The organism is Kiloniellales bacterium, assembly GCA_030066685.1.
Classification (GTDB): domain Bacteria; phylum Pseudomonadota; class Alphaproteobacteria; order Kiloniellales; family JAKSBE01; genus JAKSBE01.
The window spans coordinates 37,196-55,129 of the sequence record JASJBF010000027.1 but is presented as its reverse complement, the minus strand read 5'-3'; the positions used below and the strand labels follow the sequence as shown (position 1 = coordinate 55,129).

The window sequence follows — 17,934 nt, the reverse complement described above, 5'->3', positions numbered from 1 at the left end:
GGCGCGATCCCCGGCTCAGTCGACCCAGTGTAGGACGTCGCGGATCACCGACCAGCGCGGCGCCCGCTGCTCGTCCGTCTTGCCCTGGATCCAGTAATCGTAGAGCCCCTCGATCGTGCGGTTTCGCTCGGCGAACTGGAGCCACACGTTCACGGCCTTGAGCAGCTCCACGCTTCCCTTCGGCAAGACGTAGCCCATGGGAAAGCTGGCGACCGGCCTGGGAATGACCACGGTGTATTGCGGATAGAGGATGGTCCAGGCGACCGCCTCCTCCGCGGGACTCAGGATCGCGTCGACCTCCTCGAGCCCGGACTCGATCAGCCTGCGGTACTCGGTCGCGGTCTGCAGGGGAACCACCGTCGCGTCGGGGATCAGCCGCCGGATCAGGGTCTGCGTGTGCTCGAAATCGTAGGCGGCGATCCGGAGATCGCCACGGTCCCGAACCTCGAGCCAGCTCGAGAAGCGGTCACGCGCATGGTCCGGCACGAGGAAAGCCGCGGTCTCGCTGGTAAAGGCTCTGGTCAGGTCGACCCGCGAGGAATTGCTGGCCAGCAGGGGAACTTGAATCATGGCGATGTCGCAGTAGCCGCTGTTCACCGTGTCGAACCAGCCCTCAGCCCTGACCAAGGGCACGAACTCGAGCGTCAGGCCCCAATCCCGCGCCAGCCTATGCGCCATCTCGACGTCGAAACCGACCAAGTCGCCGGAGGCGTTGAAGTAGGCCGTCGGATAGGTCTTGGGTCCGTAGCAGGCGCGGAGCACCCCGCTCTCCAGGACTTCGACATAGGTGCGGGGCCTGCCGAGCTCGTTGTGCGCGGCCGGCGGCGGTTCCTCGAACACCCTGGCGGGCTGCGGCGTGCGGAGAAGCTCCAGACCCGCCAGCGCTTCGGCCTTGGTGTAGGGCACGACCAGGACGTTCGTGTAGAAGGCGCGCAGGCCGAAGAGGACCGCAACGACCAGCAGTGTCGTGACCAAGGTGAAGCGCAGCAGAGGCCACGGCCGGGCCCGCACCCTGCCCTCCATCGCGACGGCGCCGATCAACCCGATCGTGGTCAGATGCATCGCGGCCAGGAGCGTGCCGAAGCGACTGCTCAGCACGTCGACGGTGACGTAGAGGTGGAACAGATCGGTCGGCAGTCGGAGCAGATCCAGGAGAAAGGGGATCGCAAGCACGGGCCCGCCGAACAGGCTGCCGATGCCGACGACCGCCAGGGTCGGATAGTTCTCTGCCGCAACGCTCGATCCGACATACCAGCCGGCGAAGAGCGCGAAGGCCAGGGACATGACGAGCCCGAGATTCGGAAAGGCGAAGAAGGTCGGGATCAAGATATCGACCGAGGCCCTGGCCCGCTTTGCCCGGTCGTCCTTTTGGTCATGGATCTTGTCGAGCAGCTCCTTGCTTTGCGTGGCGAGCAGCGGCAGGACGATCAGCAGGCTTCCGGTGGCAAAGGCGGTGATCAGCGGGGCGCGGAGATAGGTGAGGATGTCGCGATAGCGGAGCGGCGTCAGTGCCGCCACCAGGCTTGGCAGAATCCAGAAGCTGAGGACGACGGCGAGCAGGATGTCGATTGCGAGGTAGACCTGCAGACGTCCCAACTCGTCGAGGCGCAGGCTGCCCGCGGCGCTGGCGACGATCGCGAACACGCCGAAGGGCGCGAGCCTGGCGACCAGGCCGGTCAGACGAATCAGCGCCTCGGAGGCGACCGACAAGGGCTCCAGCAGAACGCGCTTGTTCTCGATCCCGATCAGGCAGAGCCCGATCAGCGCGCTGAAGACCACGATCGCCGGCACGACCGCGTTGGAGAGGGCGTGAAAGAAATTGGCCGGGATGTAGAGCGCCAGGAAATCGACCGGCTCGGGCTCGCGGATCAGGTTGGTGCTGAAGAACGAGGGCGTCGGCCAATCCGGGTAGGCGAGCGGCCCGAGAAAAACGAGCGCGAGGCCGATCGCCCAAAGCGTCAGCAGGACGCCGCCGCCGCAGAGCGCGAGCCGCTTGGCCTGCTGGTAGTCGAGCCGGCCGAGCCCGCAGATCAGGGCGACGACGATGTAGGGAATGACCGTCATCTGCAACAGCATGATGAAGGCGTCCCCGGCGACCCCGAGGACCTCCATCAGATCGCCGAAGAAGACACCCGCCACCACGCCCAGACCCAGACCGACGAGGACCTGTGTTGCGAGGTTCATGCGCATGCCCCCCCTGAGCGCGCCTCATCCGGTTTTCGCGCGACGCGCATGCACACACGGACGGGTGACGCCAGAGTCGCGCCGGGGGCAAAAAAACTCAAGCGTCAGGGCCGCGGCCCCGCGTTCTTGTGGCGCTCTCGCTTCGCCGGCCCGGGGACTGCCGCCGCGGAAGCATGAGCTGCGGCCGCCAATCTGCTGTGCCGCGCCGAAAGCCGCGGTATCGCCGCGCCCGAATCGGCACGACGGCTTCGCGCCCGGCTCGGACGGTTGCAGGGCACCTGTCGCTGCGCTTGGAGAGGGGCCGGCCGGCCCGAAGGCGGAGATGGCCTAGCGGGACCGGCCGAGCCAGGCGAGCTGGCGGTCATGGAGGCGCGACAGCAGGATGAGCGCGGCCAGCGCGCCGCAGAGCGCCAGGAACATGTCCCACTGGGTGTCCCAGGGATCGCCCTGGGTCGCGAGGAAGGCGTCGGCCTCGGCGCCGAGAAGCAGGGCGGCCCACCACTCGATCAGCTCGTAGAGCGCGCTGAAGGCGAGGCAGAAGGCGACGGTCAGGACCGGGAGCCAGCGGCTGCCGACGAGCGGCGAGCGGCGGACCAGGATCTCGCGGACCAGGATCGCGGGCACGAAGCCCTGGGCGACGTGGCCGAGGCGGTCGTAGTGGTTGCGCGAGAGGTCGAAGAAGTCCTGGGCCCAGAATCCCAGGGGCACCTGGGCGTAGGTGTAGTGGCCGCCAAGGGCGAGGATCAGGGCGTGCAGGAAGAGCAGCCGGTAGAGCAGTGGTGTCAGGGGAAAGCGCCGCCGGGTCCAGACCAGGAGCGGCAGGCCGATCATGATCGGCAGGGTCTCGAAGAACCAGGTCAGGCCGTCCGCGGGCGCGATGCCGGAGACCACCAGCGCCAGCGCCGCGCCGCCGAGCAGGATCTTGACCTCCGTGGAGAAGGCGCCCGAGTCCTGCATGCCGCCCGCTGTGCCCGCTGCCAAGCTTCTCGTCTCCTCTTGCCGCAGAGTCCTAGCTTGCCGTTATCGGAGAGTCACCCCCTCCCTACCCTCCCCCATCGAGGGGGAGGGTTCGGTTGGGCGCCGGTGTTGAGCTTCCCCCTCCCCCTGGATGGGGGAGGGTCGGGGTGGGGGTGACTCTTCGAACCAGGCGAGTTGTCACCAACCTAATCACCCTTCCGCCCGATGCGCGGCCAGCATTCGCGATCCGCCGCGTCCTGGACTAGGATGCCGCGGCAGCATCAAACGCCTATGCAAGGGAGAGCGCGCCTTGGCCAGGATCGACATCCAGTTCAGCCTGTTTTCCGCCTTCTATTCGCCGCTGATCTCGACCATGTCGGGCGGCTTCCTCGAGGCCGAGGGGCTCGAGCCCGAATGGTCGGTCTCGCCGCCGGGGGTCTCGGCGATCGCCGCCCTGGAGGCGGGCGCGGCGCAGGTGATCCAGTCGGCGCTGAGCCAGGCCTTCGGGCCGCTCAACAGGGGCGAGACGCCGAGCGCGGTCCACTTCGCCCAGGTCAACGAGATGGACGGCTTCTTCCTGACCGGGCGCGCGGCGGACCCCGACTTCACCTGGGACAAGCTGGAGGGCGCCGAGGTGGTGCTCTTCGGGGGCGGCCAGCCGCTCGCCATGTTCAAGTACGCCTGCCACAAGGCCGGCATCGATTTCGACAGGATCACGCCGATCACGCCCGGCGGCGCGGCCGCGATCGACGAGGCCTTTCGCGCCGGCCGGGGCCAGTACGTGCAGCAGCAGGGCCCCTACCCGCAGCAGCTCCAGGCCGACGGCGTCGGCCACGTGGTGGCCCAGGTCGGCCCGCAGATCGGCCCCTGCGGCTTCTCCAGCCTGGCGGCGACCCGCGACTGGCTGGAGACCGACATGGCCAAGGCCTTCATGCGCGCCTACCGCAAGACCCGGGCCTACATCGTCGAGACCCCGGCGGCCGAGATCGCCCGGGCCGAGAAGCCCTACTTCCCCGAGATCGACGAGGCGGTCCTGGCCGACTGCATCGCGACCTACCAGCAACTCGGCTGCTGGACGCCCCACGTCGAGATCACCGAGGCGGCCTTCGAGAAGACCCTGGACATCTTCGAGTACAACGGCCTGATCGAAGCGCGCTACCGCTACGACCAGGTCTGCGCCCGGCCGCCGGCCGGCGATTGAGCCCCGCAGAGCCGCGGAGCCGGGCGGCGCGGCGCCCTCAGTCCGCCAGCTGGTGCTGCAGCGGGCTGGCGCCGGACCAGCGGCGGAAGGCGTGATAGAAGGCGGCGACCTCGGAGTAGCCCAGCAGGTAGGCGACCTGCTTGAAACTGATCCGCCTGTCCTTCAGGTACTGGAAGGCCAAGCCCCGGCGGACCTCGTCGAGGAGACCCTTGAAGGTCTGCCCCTCGGCCGCCAGGCGCCGCGACAGTGTGCGGGCGGACATACCGAACTCCCGGGCGACCGTGTCCATCCTGGGCTGTCCGGAGGGCAGGAGGTTGGTGATCAGGCGCCGCACCTCGTAGGTCAGGTCTTCCTTCTCCGGGCGCGCGCCCAGGATCAGCTGGCAGTGGTGCTTCAGGATCTTGAGCAGCTCGCTGTCCGCCCCGGTTATCGGTAGGTCCAGGAACCGCGGGGCGAAGGCGATGGCGTTCCTGTCCTGCAGATAGCGGACCGGGGCGCCGAAGATCCGGGCGACCGTCGGCGCCTCCGCGGGCTCGGCATGCCGGAAGTCGACCCAGTCGAGGGCGATATTCCGGCCGGTGATCAGCTGAGAGAAGCGGTAGAGCAGCCCCAGCGCGCAGTCGACGTCCTGATTCGCCTGCGAGACGAAGGGGTCGACGATCCTGCTGACCATGACGACGTGATTCCGGTCGCGCTCGAGATCGAATTCCAGGCCGTCGGTCGAGACCCGGAAGTAGCGCACCAAGTTCTCCAGAGCGTCGCCCAGGGTGGCGGAATTGAGCAGCACGTAGCCGAGCACGCCCGCCTGCTTGGGGAGGATGGAGGTGGTCAGACGCAGGCCGAAGCAGCCGTCGCCCGTGGCCTCGGTGGCCAGGGTCAGGAGCGCGGCGTGCTTGCGATAGGGAATGCGGGCGTCGGGGTCGCTCACCTGCCGCCGGGCGAGGCCGGCCCTCTTGAGGATCGGATCGATCGGAACCCGCTCCGCCTTCAGGCTCTCGACAATAACGCAGGCCCAGCGGGCGTCGATCATGCGCAGGTCGGCCAAGGTCACCTCCCGGCCACGGACTGACGGTGAATATCAACTCTATGGCGGGCGAAATCAATGGGAGCTCGGAAAATATCCCCATCTTGGGGCTGCGGAGAGGCCGCTGCCGCGTCGCCTTCCCGCGAGGGTTGGCGGCGGCAGGGTCCTGAGCCAAGGGCCCGATGCGGCAGCCGAGGACGGCAGGTCCGGGGGCGACCGCCGCGAGGGATTCAGCCCTTGCCCCGTTCATGACAAGCGACGGCGAAGCCTCGCCGTCGCCACCGTTTCGAAGCCCAAGGTGACCGCAATGAAGCTGCATGAAATCTCGGCAAGTCAAGGACACGCACTCTGCGGCCGGAACCTGGTCGCCTTCGTCCGATGCTTCATCGCCCGGTCGCTCGCCGACGGCGATCCCAGGATCGCCAGGGCCGCCGAGGCGGCCAAACTGAGCGTCCGCACCCTGCAGCGGCGTCTGCTGGCGGCCGGCCTCACCTATCACCAGTTGCTCGACGAGGTCCGCCTGGAGACCGCGATCCACCTGCTGGTCCGTTCCGACAATAGCGTCGCGGAGACCGCGCGCGCCCTGGGCTACGCCCATCCAGGGCACTTCACGCGGGCCTTCAGGCGCTGGACGGGGGACGCGCCGGCCAGCTTCCGCAAGCGCCTGCGCAGCGGCCGCCGGCGCAGTTGCTAGGGCACGAAGACACGAGGTCGAATCGACCTCATATTCGAAGCCCGCTCTGGTTTGGACTCACGGCAGTTTGGCGGAAGTGTCGATCGGTCCGAGGCTCATCCGGAGCGCAGGGCCGATCGACGCGGTAGTGCCGGATTGCCTCAGGCGCCTGCGACATTCGGCCGATTGCGCGCCTGATTCAGGGGGTCTTGATTGCGGCCTTTTCCTTTACAGCCGCCTTCTTCCGGACCTTCCTTGTCGGGGCGACAGGCTACTTTGCCGCCGCCTTTGCCGTTTTTCCTTTCTTGGTGGGTGCTTCTTCCGACTTGGACGAGACCTTTTCACGCAGGCCGCGTGCAGTTCGACCAACTGCACCGCGGACTTTCTTGTCGCGATAGAAATAGACGCCCAGCCCACCGATCACCGCGCCGGCGACGAATGGAATTATGGGAATAGCCATGTCTGGATCCTCTGGTTCGGGTTCGTGGCTGCCATCGGCAGCGGTCTTGGCGCCCTAGTGTCTCGGAAGCCGTCCTAGTATCGGACATCCTCCCCGCGCCATCGCAGGCTCGGCCTAAAGGCGAGTTCCTATGCCTGGATACGAAGCCTCTCACCGAAATCATCCCCCGCCACCAGGCCCAGGTCTTTCTCGCGGTCAACGATCCCGAGGCACTCGACTTCGCCGACATTGCCAACGGCGGCAACGTGGTCGGCGGCCCGGAAGAACCACAGCTCCACGAGCTTGCGCTGCCCCGCTTCGCGCTTCTTAAACACAAAGAGGGAATGATCGTCTTCGACTTGGAGGGCTTGGGGGCTAAGTCCGTTGTTCCTCCCCGCATGATACACTGCAAGTCGTCCGCACCACCCCAATCGGGCAACCCGGGAGACTCCTCTGATGGCGGCCAATCCGGAGACGATCTGGCAGGTGCCCGCCTACCTGCCTTATCTGCAACCGCCGCTGACCGAGACCGCCGTCGCCGCGGCGGAGCGCGAGATCGGCCATCGCCTGCCCGAGGCCTACCTCGACCTGCTGCGCAAGCAGAACGGCGGCTACATTCGCTTCTCGCTGCCGGAGTACGCGCACGAGATGATCGCCGGCATCGGGCCGCACTTTCCGTCCCTGACCGACTTCGACTGGACCGAAGTCCAGGACCACGTGAGCTTCCCCCTCGGCGGACTGGTGCCCTTCGACGGGGACGGGCACTGGCACCTCTGCCTGGACTACCGGGACGACGGCACCGGCGCAGCGGTGACCTACGTCGACATCGAATGCGACGAGCAGGCTCGCCTGGCGCCGAGCTTCGCGGACTACCTCGCCCTGCTGCGCATCGAGGCGGACGACGACGTTCTGGAGACCACCTTGGAGGTCGAGGAGATCGTCGCGCGCCTTTCCGCGGCGCTCGGCGTCGATTTCGACCCGCCCGACAGCTGGGCGCACGGCTATCCGCAGCGCAGCGCCGCCCTCGGCAACAAAGGCAGTCCGGAATGGCTCTGGCTCAGCCCGAACCTGGTGCCGCGCGGCTTCGTCCGCCCGGAGGATGATCGCTACGAGGCGCTGAAGGACCTGCTGCCGGGGGAGGCCCTGCGCTATCCCGAAGCACCGGAGGGCAGCTTCCTCCTGGCGACGACGGCGGGCGCGCGCACCCGGGTCCGCGAGGCCTGCCGGGCCGCGAAGCTCGCGGTCAGGCCGCTGCGCGATTACCTCCAGGGCGGCTGAAGGGGCGGGCGGCCGTCAGAAGGTCCTGAACGCGAGGGTCGGGTCGCCGTCCTCGAAGCCGGCGGGATCGAGGCCCGCGGCCACGGCGGCATCGATGACCAGCGGCACCAGGAGCTCGCGCTCGTCGGTTTCCAGCAAGCCGCCGCCGGCCCCGGCGTTCACCCGGTCCAAGGCGCCGAACAACGCCTTGATCTCTTCCAGTATGGCGGGCTTGGCGGCCGGTTCGGGCAGCGCCTTGAGCCTTTTGAAGTAGGCCTCGATGCAGCCATCCACCTGCCCTGTCGCCGCGAGCGAAAAGCCGGTGAGGCCGTGTTCGATGCAGGACGACCAATGCGCGGCGAGTCCGGGCTTCGCCGCCGCGAGGATCCGGTCGAGTGTCTCGTTTCGCATGCCACGCCTCCGATCGCTCATGGCCGGGCGCTCACTCCCCATATATCACGCTGGGGAACCAGAGGGCGATCTGGGCGACGAGGGTGATGGGGCGAGGCCGAGGACCTGGATCACTGCGAGAAACCGGGTCCAGCGGTCTTCAGCGGTTCCCTGCACGGCAGACACCTTGGGCTCCGGCGACGTGAAAGCCTTGTATCGGAACCATCGACTTCGGCTCATTAGCCGAAGCGCCGGCCTTCCTGCGCCTTCGATGACGCGTCCTTGACGCGGTTGGACGCGAGCCGCAGTCTCGACCGACGGTTGATCTGCAGGAACGGACCTCGCAGTACAGTGGCCCACGTCGTGCTCTTCCACTCCATCCTCGGCCTGAGGCCGGCCGAGCAGGAGATCGCGGCCGCTCTGGTGCAGGACGGCCACAGGGTCGCCCTTCCGGACCTTTATGACGGCCGCGCGACGGACGACTACGACGCGGGCTTTCGGCTCAAGGAGGAGATCGGGGACGCCGTGATCGACGCGCACGCCCGTTCGGCCATCGAGGAGGCACCCAACGACGCCGTCTTGTCGGGCGTGTCCCTGGGCGCTTTCCTGGTCGGGCGGTTCTGGGGCCAACGCCCGCGGATGCCGGGCGCTTTGCTGTTCGCCGGTGTCGCACCGTGGATGACGCCGCGCCGGCCCGGCCTCCCGGTCTCGGCCCATATCGCGCGTCCCGATCCCTTCGATGACGAGGCCTTCTTCGCCGAATGGCGCGCCGATGCCGGCGAAGCGGCGCTCGAGATGCATCGCTACGACGGAGTCGGGCACTATTTCTTCCTCGACCGCAGCCTGCCGGACTACGACGCCGCGGCGGCCGAGCTCTGTCTCGAGCGCGCCCGCGCTTTCCTGCGCAGCCTTGCCCCATGAAGGTGCGGCTGATCCAGGCACCTTATGACACGGCGCTCTATGATACCCGGATGGGGCGGGGACCCGGGCGCTTGCTTGAGGGCGGTGCCGTCGAGCGCCTCGAGGCCCTGGGGCACGAGGTCAGCCTCGGAACCGTGGACCCGAGGCCGGAACTGCCCGCCGAAGTGGCGACAGGCTTCGCGGTCATGCGCGGTGTCGCCGATGAGGTCAGGAAAGCGCGCGCGTCCAAGGCCTTTCCCCTGGTGCTGGCCGGGAACTGCAACACGGCGGTCGGCACCGTCAGCGGCCTGGCGCCGCGACGGATCGCTGCCCTGTGGTTCGATGCCCATGCCGACTTCAACACGCCGGACTCCTCGACCAGCGGATTCCTCGACGGCATGGGGCTTGCGATCCTGACCGGCCACTGCTGGCGTGCCCTGGCGGAGAGCGTCCCGGGATACGCGCCGGTTCCGGAGGAGCGGGTGATCCTGGCCGGGGCCCGGGATTTCGATGCGCGCGAGCGGGAGCGTCTTGCGGAATCGCGGATCACCTGCCTGTCGGACCGGGACCTCAACGATGGCGGCATCGAGCGGCGACTCGGCGACGCCTTGGATCGCTTGGCGCCGCAGGTCGATGCCTTCTATCTCCATGTCGATCTCGACGTCCACGACCCGCGGATAGCACCGGCCAACCATTTCCGGCCGCCGGGCGGGGTGACGCCGGAACGACTACGAGAGCTGGTCGCCTTCATCTCGAGGCGCGTCCCGGTGGCCGCCGCCTATCTCGGCGCCTACGACCCCGACGTCGATCCACAGGGCGTGACCCTCGGAGCGGGGCTGGCGCTTCTGGAAACCATCGTCTCGGAAGCTTCAGACCTGGAGCATGCCCGGCCATAGGCCGTCGTTCACGGCGGGGAGCCAGAGGGAGATCTGGGCGAAGAGGATGATCGGGGCGAGGCCGAAGAGCTGGATGACCATGAACTGCATCATGCCCTTGCAGGTGTCCTTGAGGTCCCACTGCGGGACCACTCCCTTGAGGAAATAGGCCGGGAGGAAAACCACCGGCCAAGGTCGGCCGCCCGGTCTTGCGGTCGTTCCGCCCAGGCCGGGCGAAGGATACCGGTTCGGACGAAGCGGACTTTGACGTGTCACACGCTTGCCGTAGGCTGCGGCAAGTGAATCCCCGAGAAGGGGCGATGCACCCCGATGGTTGTTCCTGGTCCCGTGATCGCGTGGCTTCTTGCCTCCGACCCCTCGCTTCGCTGGCAAGCGATGCGCGACTTGCTCGACGCTCCAGAGGCTGATTGGAAGGCGGAGCGGGTCAAGGTGGAAACCGAGGGCTGGGGCGCCCGACTTCTCTCCTTTCAGGACGACGACGGGCAATGGGCGGGCGGTGCCTTCGTGCCGCGCGGTTTCACCCGGAGCGATTGGAAAAAGGAGGGGCAGCCCTGGACGGCCACCTGCTTCGCGCTGACGCAGCTCCGCGAACTCGGTCTCGATCCCGCATCGGGCAGGGCCCGGCGAACAGTCGAGCTGGTCGGACAGAGTTCACGCTGGGACGAGGGCGGCCAGCCCTATTGGGAGGGCGAGATCGAGGAATGCATCAACGGTCGGACCGTCGCCGACGGCGCCTACTTCGGCGTCGAGGTTTCGCCCATCGTCGACAGGCTGCTGGGCGAGCGTCAGGAGGACGGGGGCTGGAACTGCGAACGCATCAACGGCTCGCTTTGTTCGTCGTTTGCCAGCACGATCAACGTGCTCGAAGGACTTCTTGAGTACGAGGTCTCGACCGGCGGCACGAAGGAGTCGAAGGCGGCACGCCGGTCAGGGGAGGAATACCTTTTAAGGAGGAGTCTCTTCCGACGTCTCAGCACGGGCGAGCCGGCGGACGAGACCTTTCTGTCTCTCTTGCATCCGAATCGCTGGCGTTACGATGTCTTGCGGGCCTTGGATTATTTTCGTGCCAGCGCGATGCATAGCGGCGCCCGGCCAGACGAGCGCCTCGGCGACGCCGTAGACCACCTTCGGTCCAAGCGTTGCGAGGACGGCACCTGGCCCCTCGACTGGCGGGCCTCCGGCCGCGTCTGGTTTGACCTGGACGAGGGACCTGGCAAGCCCTCCCGGTGGATCACCCTCAGGGCGCTGCGGGTGCTGAAATGGTGGGACAGTTGGTATCTCCCGGAGCGCGACGAGGTGACCCGGTCCGGTCCAAGCGCGGCCGGATGATGAGAGGTCGATTCGACCTCATATGATCGTGCCTAAGCCAAGAGCGCGCGCTCCTGCTCGCGGGAAGTCCCGCACTTCAAGGGACGATCCCGCTCCGCCCGGTCCCAGCGAAGAAGATCTCCGAGGGTCTCGGCGATCGGCCGGCAGGACAGGCCGTCGCGACGGGCCTTTTCGGTGTCGACCTGGAACAGGTAGCGCCGGCTTGCGCCCGGCGGCAGGATCAGGGGCATCTCCGTCCAGGGCTGGATGCCGGCCTCTTGCAGCTTCTGCTCCGCCACCCAGACCAGCTCGGCCCCGGAGCCCGTAACCCCGATGATAGCTTCGAAGAGCGCGGACAGCGGCATGTCCCGGCCCGTCAGGTTGTAGATCCCGCTGCGCCCCTCCGTCGCGGCGCGGACCGCGAAGGCGGCCGCATCGCGCACGTCGATCATCTGAAAGACGCCGTCCTTCGGCGCCGGCACGGGGATCCGACCGCCCTGGTCGATCCGGCGAACCCACCAGGTCAGGCGGTCCGTGTAATCGCCCGCTCCGACCAGCAGGCCTAAGCGCAGAAGGATCGCGCTGTCGCCCAGCTTCTGCTGCGCGACGATCTCGCAGGCCCGCTTGAGGGGCCCGTAGGACCTGCCATAGGCGCCGGCGTCCGAGCGTCGCTCCGCCGGCAGGTTCCGCGCGACCTCGAGATCCGCTTCGCCGGCCGTCGGCGCGGGATCGATCTCGGACAGGAGCGGGCTGGAATAGTCGCCATAGGCCGATATGGAGGAAACGAAGACGTAGCGCTGGAGCTCTGATCCGACGACCTGCAAGAGCCGTTCCACCGCCTCCGGTGCGTAGCCGCAGGTGTCGAAGACGAAGTCGAAGCCTTCGCCCTCAAGGACCTTCAGGTCACCGTAACGGTCGCCCTGCAGGACCCCGACCCTATCGGGCAGGGCCCGCTGCGTCTGTCCGCGCGACAGCACGACGACGTCGTGACCGGCGTCCACGGCCGCTTCGGCGATAGCGCCGCCGAGGAACCCGGTTCCACCTACGACCAGCGATCTCATGCTCTGTTCCTCGATGCCTTTCGGTTTCCTTTACCTAAGCTCGCAGCCGCATCGGTGAGCCGCGACCGCGAGGTGTTCGGGAAGCGCTCCAAGTCGTCATCGATATGGAGCCACTGAAGGCGCTGCGAGTCATGGGCATGAAGCTGCGGCGCGAGTTCGTTGGCTTGGTCGAGAAGGCCTACCGCGACGTAGACCTGTCCTGGAAGATACTCGTAGCGTCCTGCGAGCGGAGACCCGCAGATTGCGCAGAATGTGCGCATCACGCCAGGATTGGCGACCACCTTGCGCCCTTCGTCCGGCGAGAAAGTCACCGCAGTCTCATCGAAGGCCGCAAACGCCGCGACGGGTGCCCCCGTTACCCGCCGGCAATCGGTACAGTGGCAGTAGGCGATCGTGTGCGGCGCCTGCGTCGCGCTGATCTTGGTTGCACCACAATAGCACCGCCCTGTAATCACAGTCGAAGCGGCCTCATCCGCCATGGTCATTTTCTCCGTGCGTCATCGTTGACCCGAGAGATAGCGCGAATCTCCTGCTTCGCGTCGAAATTTCCGTCTCGCATCGGGCGTAGCACAACAGCGCGATCGACAGAAATGGCAGCATTGAGGTGTGTACTTGCGACAAGCCGGTCGTCACCCCCGATCATGGCACGAACCGGCTCTTCTCTCTCCTCTCCGCAATGTCTCCTTCGGACTCGATCCGGTCGTTTTGGCGACCATCAGCAACGGCCGCTTCTGGCCGAGGCTGTCGTCGGCAAGCCCTTGCGGGTTCGGGCGGTGGTCCTTGAGGGTGTCTCAGGGCCCGTAAATCACGGCCGGGAGCCAGAGGGCGATTTGGGGGAAGAGGATGATCAGGGCGAGGCCGAGGCGCCACGCTCCCGGAAGGCCGAAGTCCGACCCGGCCTTGCGGCCGCAAGGCCGGCGGAATAGGCTTATCTATCGCAAAAATGTGCAAGAGCGTCTTCTGCCCGAGCGCCGCAAGGGAGTCTCTCGGGCGGGGATGAGTCCATCGTTCCGGAGCCGGGCAGGGCGCGATCTTCACGGGGAGAGCAGATCATGTCACGACTTGGCTTGGCTGCGAAGAGGGGAGCCAGGAGCCCTCGGCTTTGCCTCTCGCTGTTGGTTCTCTTGCTGCCGCTTCTCTGGCCGCCGGCATCCGTCAACGCCGGGGAGGCGAAGCTGGAGTGGCGGGCCGTCACGCACAATCGGGAAGTTCAGGTCATCAAGGTCGGCGACGCCGACGGACATGTCATGGGCGTTGCCAAGTTCAGCGGCCTGGCCTTCTTCGACGACGGCAAGGTCGGCGCGACCGGGTACACGGTCAACTTCGACTACACCCGGGGCAGCGGGCCCTTCAACGGGCATTCGATCCTGGCCTTCGAAGACGGCTCGAAGATCTGGATGAGCTTCGAGGGCAAGAGCGTGATGGACGCGGACGGCGTCACCCGCTTCGAAGGCGGGTACACGCAGACCCGAGGCTCCGGCGGCTATGAGGGCATCAAGGGGAGCGGCAGCTTCAAGGGCCAGCGCGTAAGCCTTATGGAAGGCGGCGGCGAGACTTACTACGACGCTAGCCTGAGCTTCGTCCTGCCGGCGCAGTAGGCCCTGGCCCAAGGCCGTACAGAACGCGCGGTGTGGGGCGAGGGGAAGACCCTCGCCGGCCATCAGGTTAAGATCCTTGACCGCCAGTCCGACGACGATTGGCTGGCGCGTGTTGCCTTGCGCAGCCTGCTTTCCGAAGATCCCCCCCGGGAGCCAGGAGGCTGTTTGGAGGAGGAGGATCGGAGCGTGACAGCGAATGGCGGCCTTGGAATCGGAAAGCGGTCCTCCGCCTGAAGCTGCGCGAGCCAGACACGGTCGAACCTTCCTGCTGTCGGTCGCTATCGTGAGCGCTACGGCGTCGTGGTGTCGGCGCGGAGCGCACCCGGCGTCTTTCCCGTTGCCTGCTTGATCCGGCGGTGCATGTGTGACTGGCTCGAGAAGCCGCTTCGGTAGGCGATCGTGGCCAGGTTCAAACCGGTGCCTGCGATCAGTTCGATGGCCCGCTCCGTGCGCCGGCGCATCAGGTATTGAGCCGGCGCCTCGCCCATCTCCGCCTTGAAGACGCGCGCGAAGTGGAAGGGACTCATCCCCAGGTGCGCCGATAGGTCGCTGAGCCTGATGGTCTCCGACAGCTTCTCCTCGATGACCCCCAGAACGGGACGGAGGTCGGCCCGTGTCACGCGGTCATGCAGAACGTCGAGCTTCGCCGAGACATCGCGAAGGGTCCGCAACACGCCAAGCCCGATCAAATAGGCTCTGCTGTCCATTTCCATGGGGCCCGGCGGATCGCTGCAATCGCCGGCCCGCGCGATATAGGTCTCGACATCTCTGGCCCAGTCCCGATCGCGCAGGCCGAAGAAGTCCTCCGGTTCGGCGACCGAGCCCAAGCCCACCTCGTCGGCGATCTCGCACATCAGGTTCTGACGGAAGTGAAGCTCTGCGTACTCCACCGTGCCGTTCGACGCATAGGTGCCACGGCTCCCCGGCGTTTCAAGCGAGAGATCGCCCCGCTGGGCGACCCCCCAAACCTTGGCCTCGTCGAGGCGCCGCACCGGCGCGCCGCCCAGATAGTAGATCAGGACGTAGTGATCGACGCCCGGCATGCCCTGCCGCTCCGTGATCGGGCGGCGGTGCCGGGAGACCGGCATGTTCCACCGAGCCTCGACGCCGTAGATCCTCGGCAAGGCCGCAGCCCTGTCGCTGCGGTCGTGCCGGCAGATCTCCGATTCCTGTTCGAAGGCGTGCTTTCCCATGAAGTCCCCCCAAAGTCGTGATGCCGGCAAGCATAGGCAAAAGCTGACAGCAAGCCGGTGCAATACCTTTTACGTGACCTGGCCCAGATCAGAGCAGGAACAAGGCGTTTTTGCCACTCGGCCAGATCTATTCATCGAGGAGAGAAGAATGACCATGCCCGATCTGCTGACACCGCAGAATTCCCAGCTGATCTTCATCGACCACCAGCCGCAGATGGCCTTCGGTGTCCAGTCGATCGACCGTCAGGCCTTGAAGAACAACACGGTCGCGCTGGCCAAGTCGGCGAAGATCTTCGACATCCCGACGACGATCACGACCGTCGAGACGGAAAGCTTCTCGGGCCACACCTATCCGGAGCTCCTGGCGGTGTTCCCCGAGACGCCCCTGCTGGAGCGGACCTCGATGAACTCCTGGGACGACCAGAAGGTCCGCGACGCCCTGGCCAAGAACGGGCGCAAGAAGGTCATCGTCTCGGGTCTCTGGACCGAGGTCTGCAACAACATGTTCGCCTTCAGCGCGATGGCCGAGGGCGGCTACGAGATCTACATGGTCGCCGACGCCTCCGGGGGCACCTCGCAGGAGGCGCACGACTACGCCATGCAGCGCATGATCCAGGCGGGCGTCGTGCCAATGACCTGGCAGCAGGTGCTGCTGGAATGGCAGCGAGACTGGGCGCACCGGGACACCTACGACGCGGTCATCGCCCTGGTCCAGGAGCATTCCGGGGCCTATGGCATGGGCGTCGACTACGCCTATACCATGGTGCACAAGGCGCCGGAACGCGTCGAGCACGGCCCGAGAATCGACCCGGCCGCAGCCGCGATCGCCGCCGAGTAGCCCCGAACTTCCCGCGCCCGGCCCCGCGAGGGGCCGGGCCACAGAAAACAGGAGACTTCGACATGAGTCCGCGCCGCCGCGGCGTTCTGAAGGGTCTGGCCGCAACGGGCGCGCTTGGCCTGATGCGCACGCCCCGCGCCTGGAGCCAGACGATGACCGAAACGCCGGATACCATACTGACCAACGGTCGCATCACGACCCTGGATCCTTCCAATCCCGAGGTGCAGGCCTTGGCGATCGCCGACGGCCGGGTCCTCGAGACCGGCAGCAACGAGGCGATCCTGCGGCTGGCCGGCGCGGCCACGCGGAAGATCGACTTGGGCGGGCGACGCGTGATCCCGGGCTTGAACGACAGCCACACGCACCTCATCCGGGGCGGACTGAACTACAACATGGAGCTGCGCTGGGAAAGCGTGCCGTCCCTGGCCGATGCGCTGCGCATGCTGAAGGAACAGGCCGAGCGCACGCCGGCACCGCAATGGGTCCGCGTCGTCGGCGGCTGGTCGGAGTTCCAGTTCGCCGAGCGCCGGATGCCGACCCTGGACGAGATCAACGCCGCGGCCCCCGACACCCCGGTCTTCATCCTGCACCTCTACGGGCGCGCCCTGATCAACCAATCGGCGGTGAAGGCGCTGGGCTTCGACAAGGACACGCCGAACCCGCCGGGCGGCGAGATCCAGCGGGATGCCAAGGGCGACCCGACCGGCCTGCTAATCGCCAAGCCTTCGGCCTTGATCCTCTACTCGACCCTGGCGCGCGGTCCGAGGCTGCCGGTCGAGGACCAGATCAACTCGACCCGGCACTACATGCGCGAGATGAACCGTCTCGGCATCACCTCGGTCATCGACGCCGGGGGCGGCGGGCAGAACTTCCCGGAGGACTACGACGTCATCCAGCGCCTGCACGACGACGGCCAGCTGACGGTGCGCGTGGCCTACAACCTCTTCGCCCAGGCTGCCGGCTCGGAGCTCAGCGACTACGAGCGCTGGGTGGGGATGACGGAACCGGGCGCGGGCTCGGACATGCTGCGCATGAACGGCGCGGGCGAGAACCTGACCTGGTCGGCGGCGGATTTCGAGAACTTCCTCGAGCCGCGCCCCGACCTGGCGCCGACCATGGAGGCGGAGCTGGAGCCGATCGTCGAACTTCTGGCGGCGAACCGCTGGCCGTTCCGAATCCACGCGACCTACGACGAGAGCATCGACAGGTTTCTCAGCGTGTTCGAGCGGGTGAACGGGCGGAGGCCCTTCGAGACCCGCTTCATCATCGACCATGCCGAGACCATCGGCCCGCGCAACATCGAACGCATCCAGGCCCTCGGCGGCGGCATCGCCATCCAGCACCGCATGGCCTTCCAGGGCGAGTACTTCGTCGAGCGCTACGGCCCCAAGGCGGCCGAGCTGACGCCCCCGGTCCGGCGCATGCTGCAGACCGGCGTGCCCGTCGGCGCCGGCACCGATGCGACGCGGGTGGCGAGCTACGACCCCTGGGTCGGGCTCTACTGGCTGACCACCGGCAAGACCTTGGGCGGGCTGCCGCTCTACGGCGAGGCCAACGTGCTGTCGCGCGAGGAGGCGCTGGGCCTCTGGACCCACGGCTCCGCCTGGTTCTCCGGCGAGGCCGACGTCAAGGGCAGGCTCGCGCCCGGCATGTATGCCGACCTGGCGGTGCTCTCGGCCGACTACCTGGCGGTGCCGCCTGAGGAGATCCGCCGGCTCAACAGCGTCCTGACCGTTGTCGGCGGCAAGGTGGTCTACGGCGAGGGCGACTTCTCCGACCTGTCGCCGCCGCTCCCGCCCGCCTCCCCGTCCTGGTCGCCGGTGAACACCGAGGCGAGTCCCGGGCAGCGCGCGGAGGCGAAGACGCCGCAGTACGCCGCCGCTTGTCACGCGGGCTGCAGCAACCACTGCGGCGTCCACGGCCACGACCACGGCATCGCCTGGACAATGCCGCTGCCCGTCTCGGACGCCAAGAGCTTCTGGGGTGCGCTCGGCTGCTCCTGCTTCGCGGTCTGA

19 protein-coding genes are annotated in these 17,934 nt (G+C 67.1%); 9 read left to right on the top strand and 10 right to left on the bottom strand.

Translation table 11 applies throughout. The features are described from left to right. Positions 1-15: 15 nt before the first annotated feature. Both QNJ30_15710 and QNJ30_15705 read right to left on the bottom strand, forming a co-directional pair. On the bottom strand, positions 16-2,184 hold the full coding sequence (locus QNJ30_15710; GenBank protein MDJ0944915.1) for a cation:dicarboxylase symporter family transporter: 2,169 nt from the start codon (positions 2,182-2,184) through the stop codon (positions 16-18). 327 nt (positions 2,185-2,511) lie between these two features. After that, positions 2,512-3,165: a DUF2238 domain-containing protein gene (locus QNJ30_15705; protein ID MDJ0944914.1), complete on the bottom strand. Its 654-nt coding sequence runs from the start codon at positions 3,163-3,165 to the stop codon at positions 2,512-2,514. 286 nt (positions 3,166-3,451) lie between these two features. On the opposite strand from QNJ30_15705, the gene QNJ30_15700 reads away from it, so the two are divergent. Then, positions 3,452-4,342: an ABC transporter substrate-binding protein gene (locus QNJ30_15700; GenBank protein ID MDJ0944913.1), complete on the top strand. Its 891-nt coding sequence runs from the start codon at positions 3,452-3,454 to the stop codon at positions 4,340-4,342. Positions 4,343-4,379: 37 nt separating this feature from the next. Here QNJ30_15700 and QNJ30_15695 read toward each other — a convergent pair whose 3' ends face one another. After that, positions 4,380-5,387, bottom strand: coding sequence for an AraC family transcriptional regulator (locus QNJ30_15695; protein MDJ0944912.1), 1,008 nt, complete (start codon positions 5,385-5,387; stop codon positions 4,380-4,382). Between the two features lie 286 nt (positions 5,388-5,673). Between QNJ30_15695 and QNJ30_15690 the strand changes: the two genes are divergently transcribed. Then, a complete protein-coding gene (locus QNJ30_15690) occupies positions 5,674-6,060 on the top strand; it encodes a helix-turn-helix transcriptional regulator (GenBank protein MDJ0944911.1) in 387 nt (128 codons plus the stop codon). A gap of 250 nt (positions 6,061-6,310) precedes the next feature. Here QNJ30_15690 and QNJ30_15685 read toward each other — a convergent pair whose 3' ends face one another. Then, positions 6,311-6,499, bottom strand: a complete 189-nt coding sequence (locus QNJ30_15685; GenBank protein ID MDJ0944910.1) for a hypothetical protein — start codon at positions 6,497-6,499, stop codon at positions 6,311-6,313. A 128-nt stretch (positions 6,500-6,627) separates the two neighbouring features. Continuing rightward, positions 6,628-6,813 (bottom strand): hypothetical protein, encoded by a 186-nt coding sequence (locus QNJ30_15680; GenBank protein MDJ0944909.1) that lies wholly within the window; start codon positions 6,811-6,813, stop codon positions 6,628-6,630. Positions 6,814-6,934: 121 nt separating this feature from the next. Between QNJ30_15680 and QNJ30_15675 the strand changes: the two genes are divergently transcribed. Then, the gene (locus QNJ30_15675) at positions 6,935-7,756 is read left to right on the top strand and encodes an SMI1/KNR4 family protein (protein MDJ0944908.1); all 822 of its coding nucleotides are present in this window, start codon (positions 6,935-6,937) and stop codon (positions 7,754-7,756) included. Positions 7,757-7,771: 15 nt separating this feature from the next. Here the strand turns inward: QNJ30_15675 and QNJ30_15670 are convergent, their stop codons facing one another. Continuing rightward, on the bottom strand, positions 7,772-8,167 hold the full coding sequence (locus QNJ30_15670) for a hypothetical protein (protein ID MDJ0944907.1): 396 nt from the start codon (positions 8,165-8,167) through the stop codon (positions 7,772-7,774). A gap of 309 nt (positions 8,168-8,476) precedes the next feature. On the opposite strand from QNJ30_15670, the gene QNJ30_15665 reads away from it, so the two are divergent. Both QNJ30_15665 and QNJ30_15660 read left to right on the top strand, forming a co-directional pair. Beyond that, complete coding sequence (locus tag QNJ30_15665) at positions 8,477-9,046, top strand: dienelactone hydrolase family protein (GenBank protein MDJ0944906.1); 570 nt, start codon at positions 8,477-8,479, stop codon at positions 9,044-9,046. Then, the gene (locus QNJ30_15660; GenBank protein ID MDJ0944905.1) at positions 9,043-9,921 is read left to right on the top strand and encodes an arginase family protein; all 879 of its coding nucleotides are present in this window, start codon (positions 9,043-9,045) and stop codon (positions 9,919-9,921) included. The genes QNJ30_15665 and QNJ30_15660 overlap by 4 nt, the downstream gene beginning before the upstream one ends. On the opposite strand, the gene QNJ30_15655 is transcribed toward QNJ30_15660, so the two are convergent. Further along, positions 9,895-10,086, bottom strand: coding sequence for a hypothetical protein (locus tag QNJ30_15655; protein MDJ0944904.1), 192 nt, complete (start codon positions 10,084-10,086; stop codon positions 9,895-9,897). The two genes, QNJ30_15660 and QNJ30_15655, sit on opposite strands and share 27 nt — an antisense overlap. A gap of 144 nt (positions 10,087-10,230) precedes the next feature. On the opposite strand from QNJ30_15655, the gene QNJ30_15650 reads away from it, so the two are divergent. Next, a complete protein-coding gene (locus QNJ30_15650) occupies positions 10,231-11,250 on the top strand; it encodes a hypothetical protein (protein MDJ0944903.1) in 1,020 nt (339 codons plus the stop codon). Between the two features lie 32 nt (positions 11,251-11,282). Here the strand turns inward: QNJ30_15650 and QNJ30_15645 are convergent, their stop codons facing one another. Both QNJ30_15645 and QNJ30_15640 read right to left on the bottom strand, forming a co-directional pair. Next, entirely contained in the window at positions 11,283-12,290 is a 1,008-nt protein-coding gene (locus tag QNJ30_15645; protein ID MDJ0944902.1) for an NAD-dependent epimerase/dehydratase family protein, read from the bottom strand. Beyond that, on the bottom strand, positions 12,287-12,769 hold the full coding sequence (locus tag QNJ30_15640; protein ID MDJ0944901.1) for a GFA family protein: 483 nt from the start codon (positions 12,767-12,769) through the stop codon (positions 12,287-12,289). The genes QNJ30_15645 and QNJ30_15640 overlap by 4 nt, the downstream gene beginning before the upstream one ends. Before the next feature lie 573 nt (positions 12,770-13,342). Here QNJ30_15640 and QNJ30_15635 point away from each other — a divergent pair. Continuing rightward, positions 13,343-13,888 (top strand): hypothetical protein, encoded by a 546-nt coding sequence (locus QNJ30_15635; protein MDJ0944900.1) that lies wholly within the window; start codon positions 13,343-13,345, stop codon positions 13,886-13,888. 290 nt (positions 13,889-14,178) lie between these two features. On the opposite strand, the gene QNJ30_15630 is transcribed toward QNJ30_15635, so the two are convergent. Beyond that, a complete protein-coding gene (locus QNJ30_15630) occupies positions 14,179-15,081 on the bottom strand; it encodes an AraC family transcriptional regulator (protein MDJ0944899.1) in 903 nt (300 codons plus the stop codon). A gap of 148 nt (positions 15,082-15,229) precedes the next feature. Here QNJ30_15630 and QNJ30_15625 point away from each other — a divergent pair, with 148 nt between their 5' ends. Both QNJ30_15625 and QNJ30_15620 read left to right on the top strand, forming a co-directional pair. Then, positions 15,230-15,919: a hydrolase gene (locus QNJ30_15625; protein ID MDJ0944898.1), complete on the top strand. Its 690-nt coding sequence runs from the start codon at positions 15,230-15,232 to the stop codon at positions 15,917-15,919. A 62-nt stretch (positions 15,920-15,981) separates the two neighbouring features. Then, complete coding sequence (locus tag QNJ30_15620) at positions 15,982-17,934, top strand: amidohydrolase (protein ID MDJ0944897.1); 1,953 nt, start codon at positions 15,982-15,984, stop codon at positions 17,932-17,934.

What these genes read in the sequence shown, in the direction of transcription:
- QNJ30_15660 (MDJ0944905.1), top strand. Translation starts at nt 9,043, where the DNA reads ATGAAGGTGCGGCTGATCCAGGCACCTTATGACACGGCGCTCTATGAT.
- QNJ30_15650 (MDJ0944903.1), top strand. Translation starts at nt 10,231, where the DNA reads ATGGTTGTTCCTGGTCCCGTGATCGCGTGGCTTCTTGCCTCCGACCCC.
- QNJ30_15710 (MDJ0944915.1), bottom strand. Translation starts at nt 2,184, where the DNA reads ATGAACCTCGCAACACAGGTCCTCGTCGGTCTGGGTCTGGGCGTGGTG.
- QNJ30_15635 (MDJ0944900.1), top strand. Translation starts at nt 13,343, where the DNA reads ATGTCACGACTTGGCTTGGCTGCGAAGAGGGGAGCCAGGAGCCCTCGG.
- QNJ30_15685 (MDJ0944910.1), bottom strand. Translation starts at nt 6,499, where the DNA reads ATGGCTATTCCCATAATTCCATTCGTCGCCGGCGCGGTGATCGGTGGG.
- QNJ30_15625 (MDJ0944898.1), top strand. Translation starts at nt 15,230, where the DNA reads ATGACCATGCCCGATCTGCTGACACCGCAGAATTCCCAGCTGATCTTC.
- QNJ30_15670 (MDJ0944907.1), bottom strand. Translation starts at nt 8,167, where the DNA reads ATGAGCGATCGGAGGCGTGGCATGCGAAACGAGACACTCGACCGGATC.
- QNJ30_15690 (MDJ0944911.1), top strand. Translation starts at nt 5,674, where the DNA reads ATGAAGCTGCATGAAATCTCGGCAAGTCAAGGACACGCACTCTGCGGC.
- QNJ30_15640 (MDJ0944901.1), bottom strand. Translation starts at nt 12,769, where the DNA reads ATGGCGGATGAGGCCGCTTCGACTGTGATTACAGGGCGGTGCTATTGT.
- QNJ30_15620 (MDJ0944897.1), top strand. Translation starts at nt 15,982, where the DNA reads ATGAGTCCGCGCCGCCGCGGCGTTCTGAAGGGTCTGGCCGCAACGGGC.
- QNJ30_15630 (MDJ0944899.1), bottom strand. Translation starts at nt 15,081, where the DNA reads ATGGGAAAGCACGCCTTCGAACAGGAATCGGAGATCTGCCGGCACGAC.
- QNJ30_15675 (MDJ0944908.1), top strand. Translation starts at nt 6,935, where the DNA reads ATGGCGGCCAATCCGGAGACGATCTGGCAGGTGCCCGCCTACCTGCCT.
- QNJ30_15645 (MDJ0944902.1), bottom strand. Translation starts at nt 12,290, where the DNA reads ATGAGATCGCTGGTCGTAGGTGGAACCGGGTTCCTCGGCGGCGCTATC.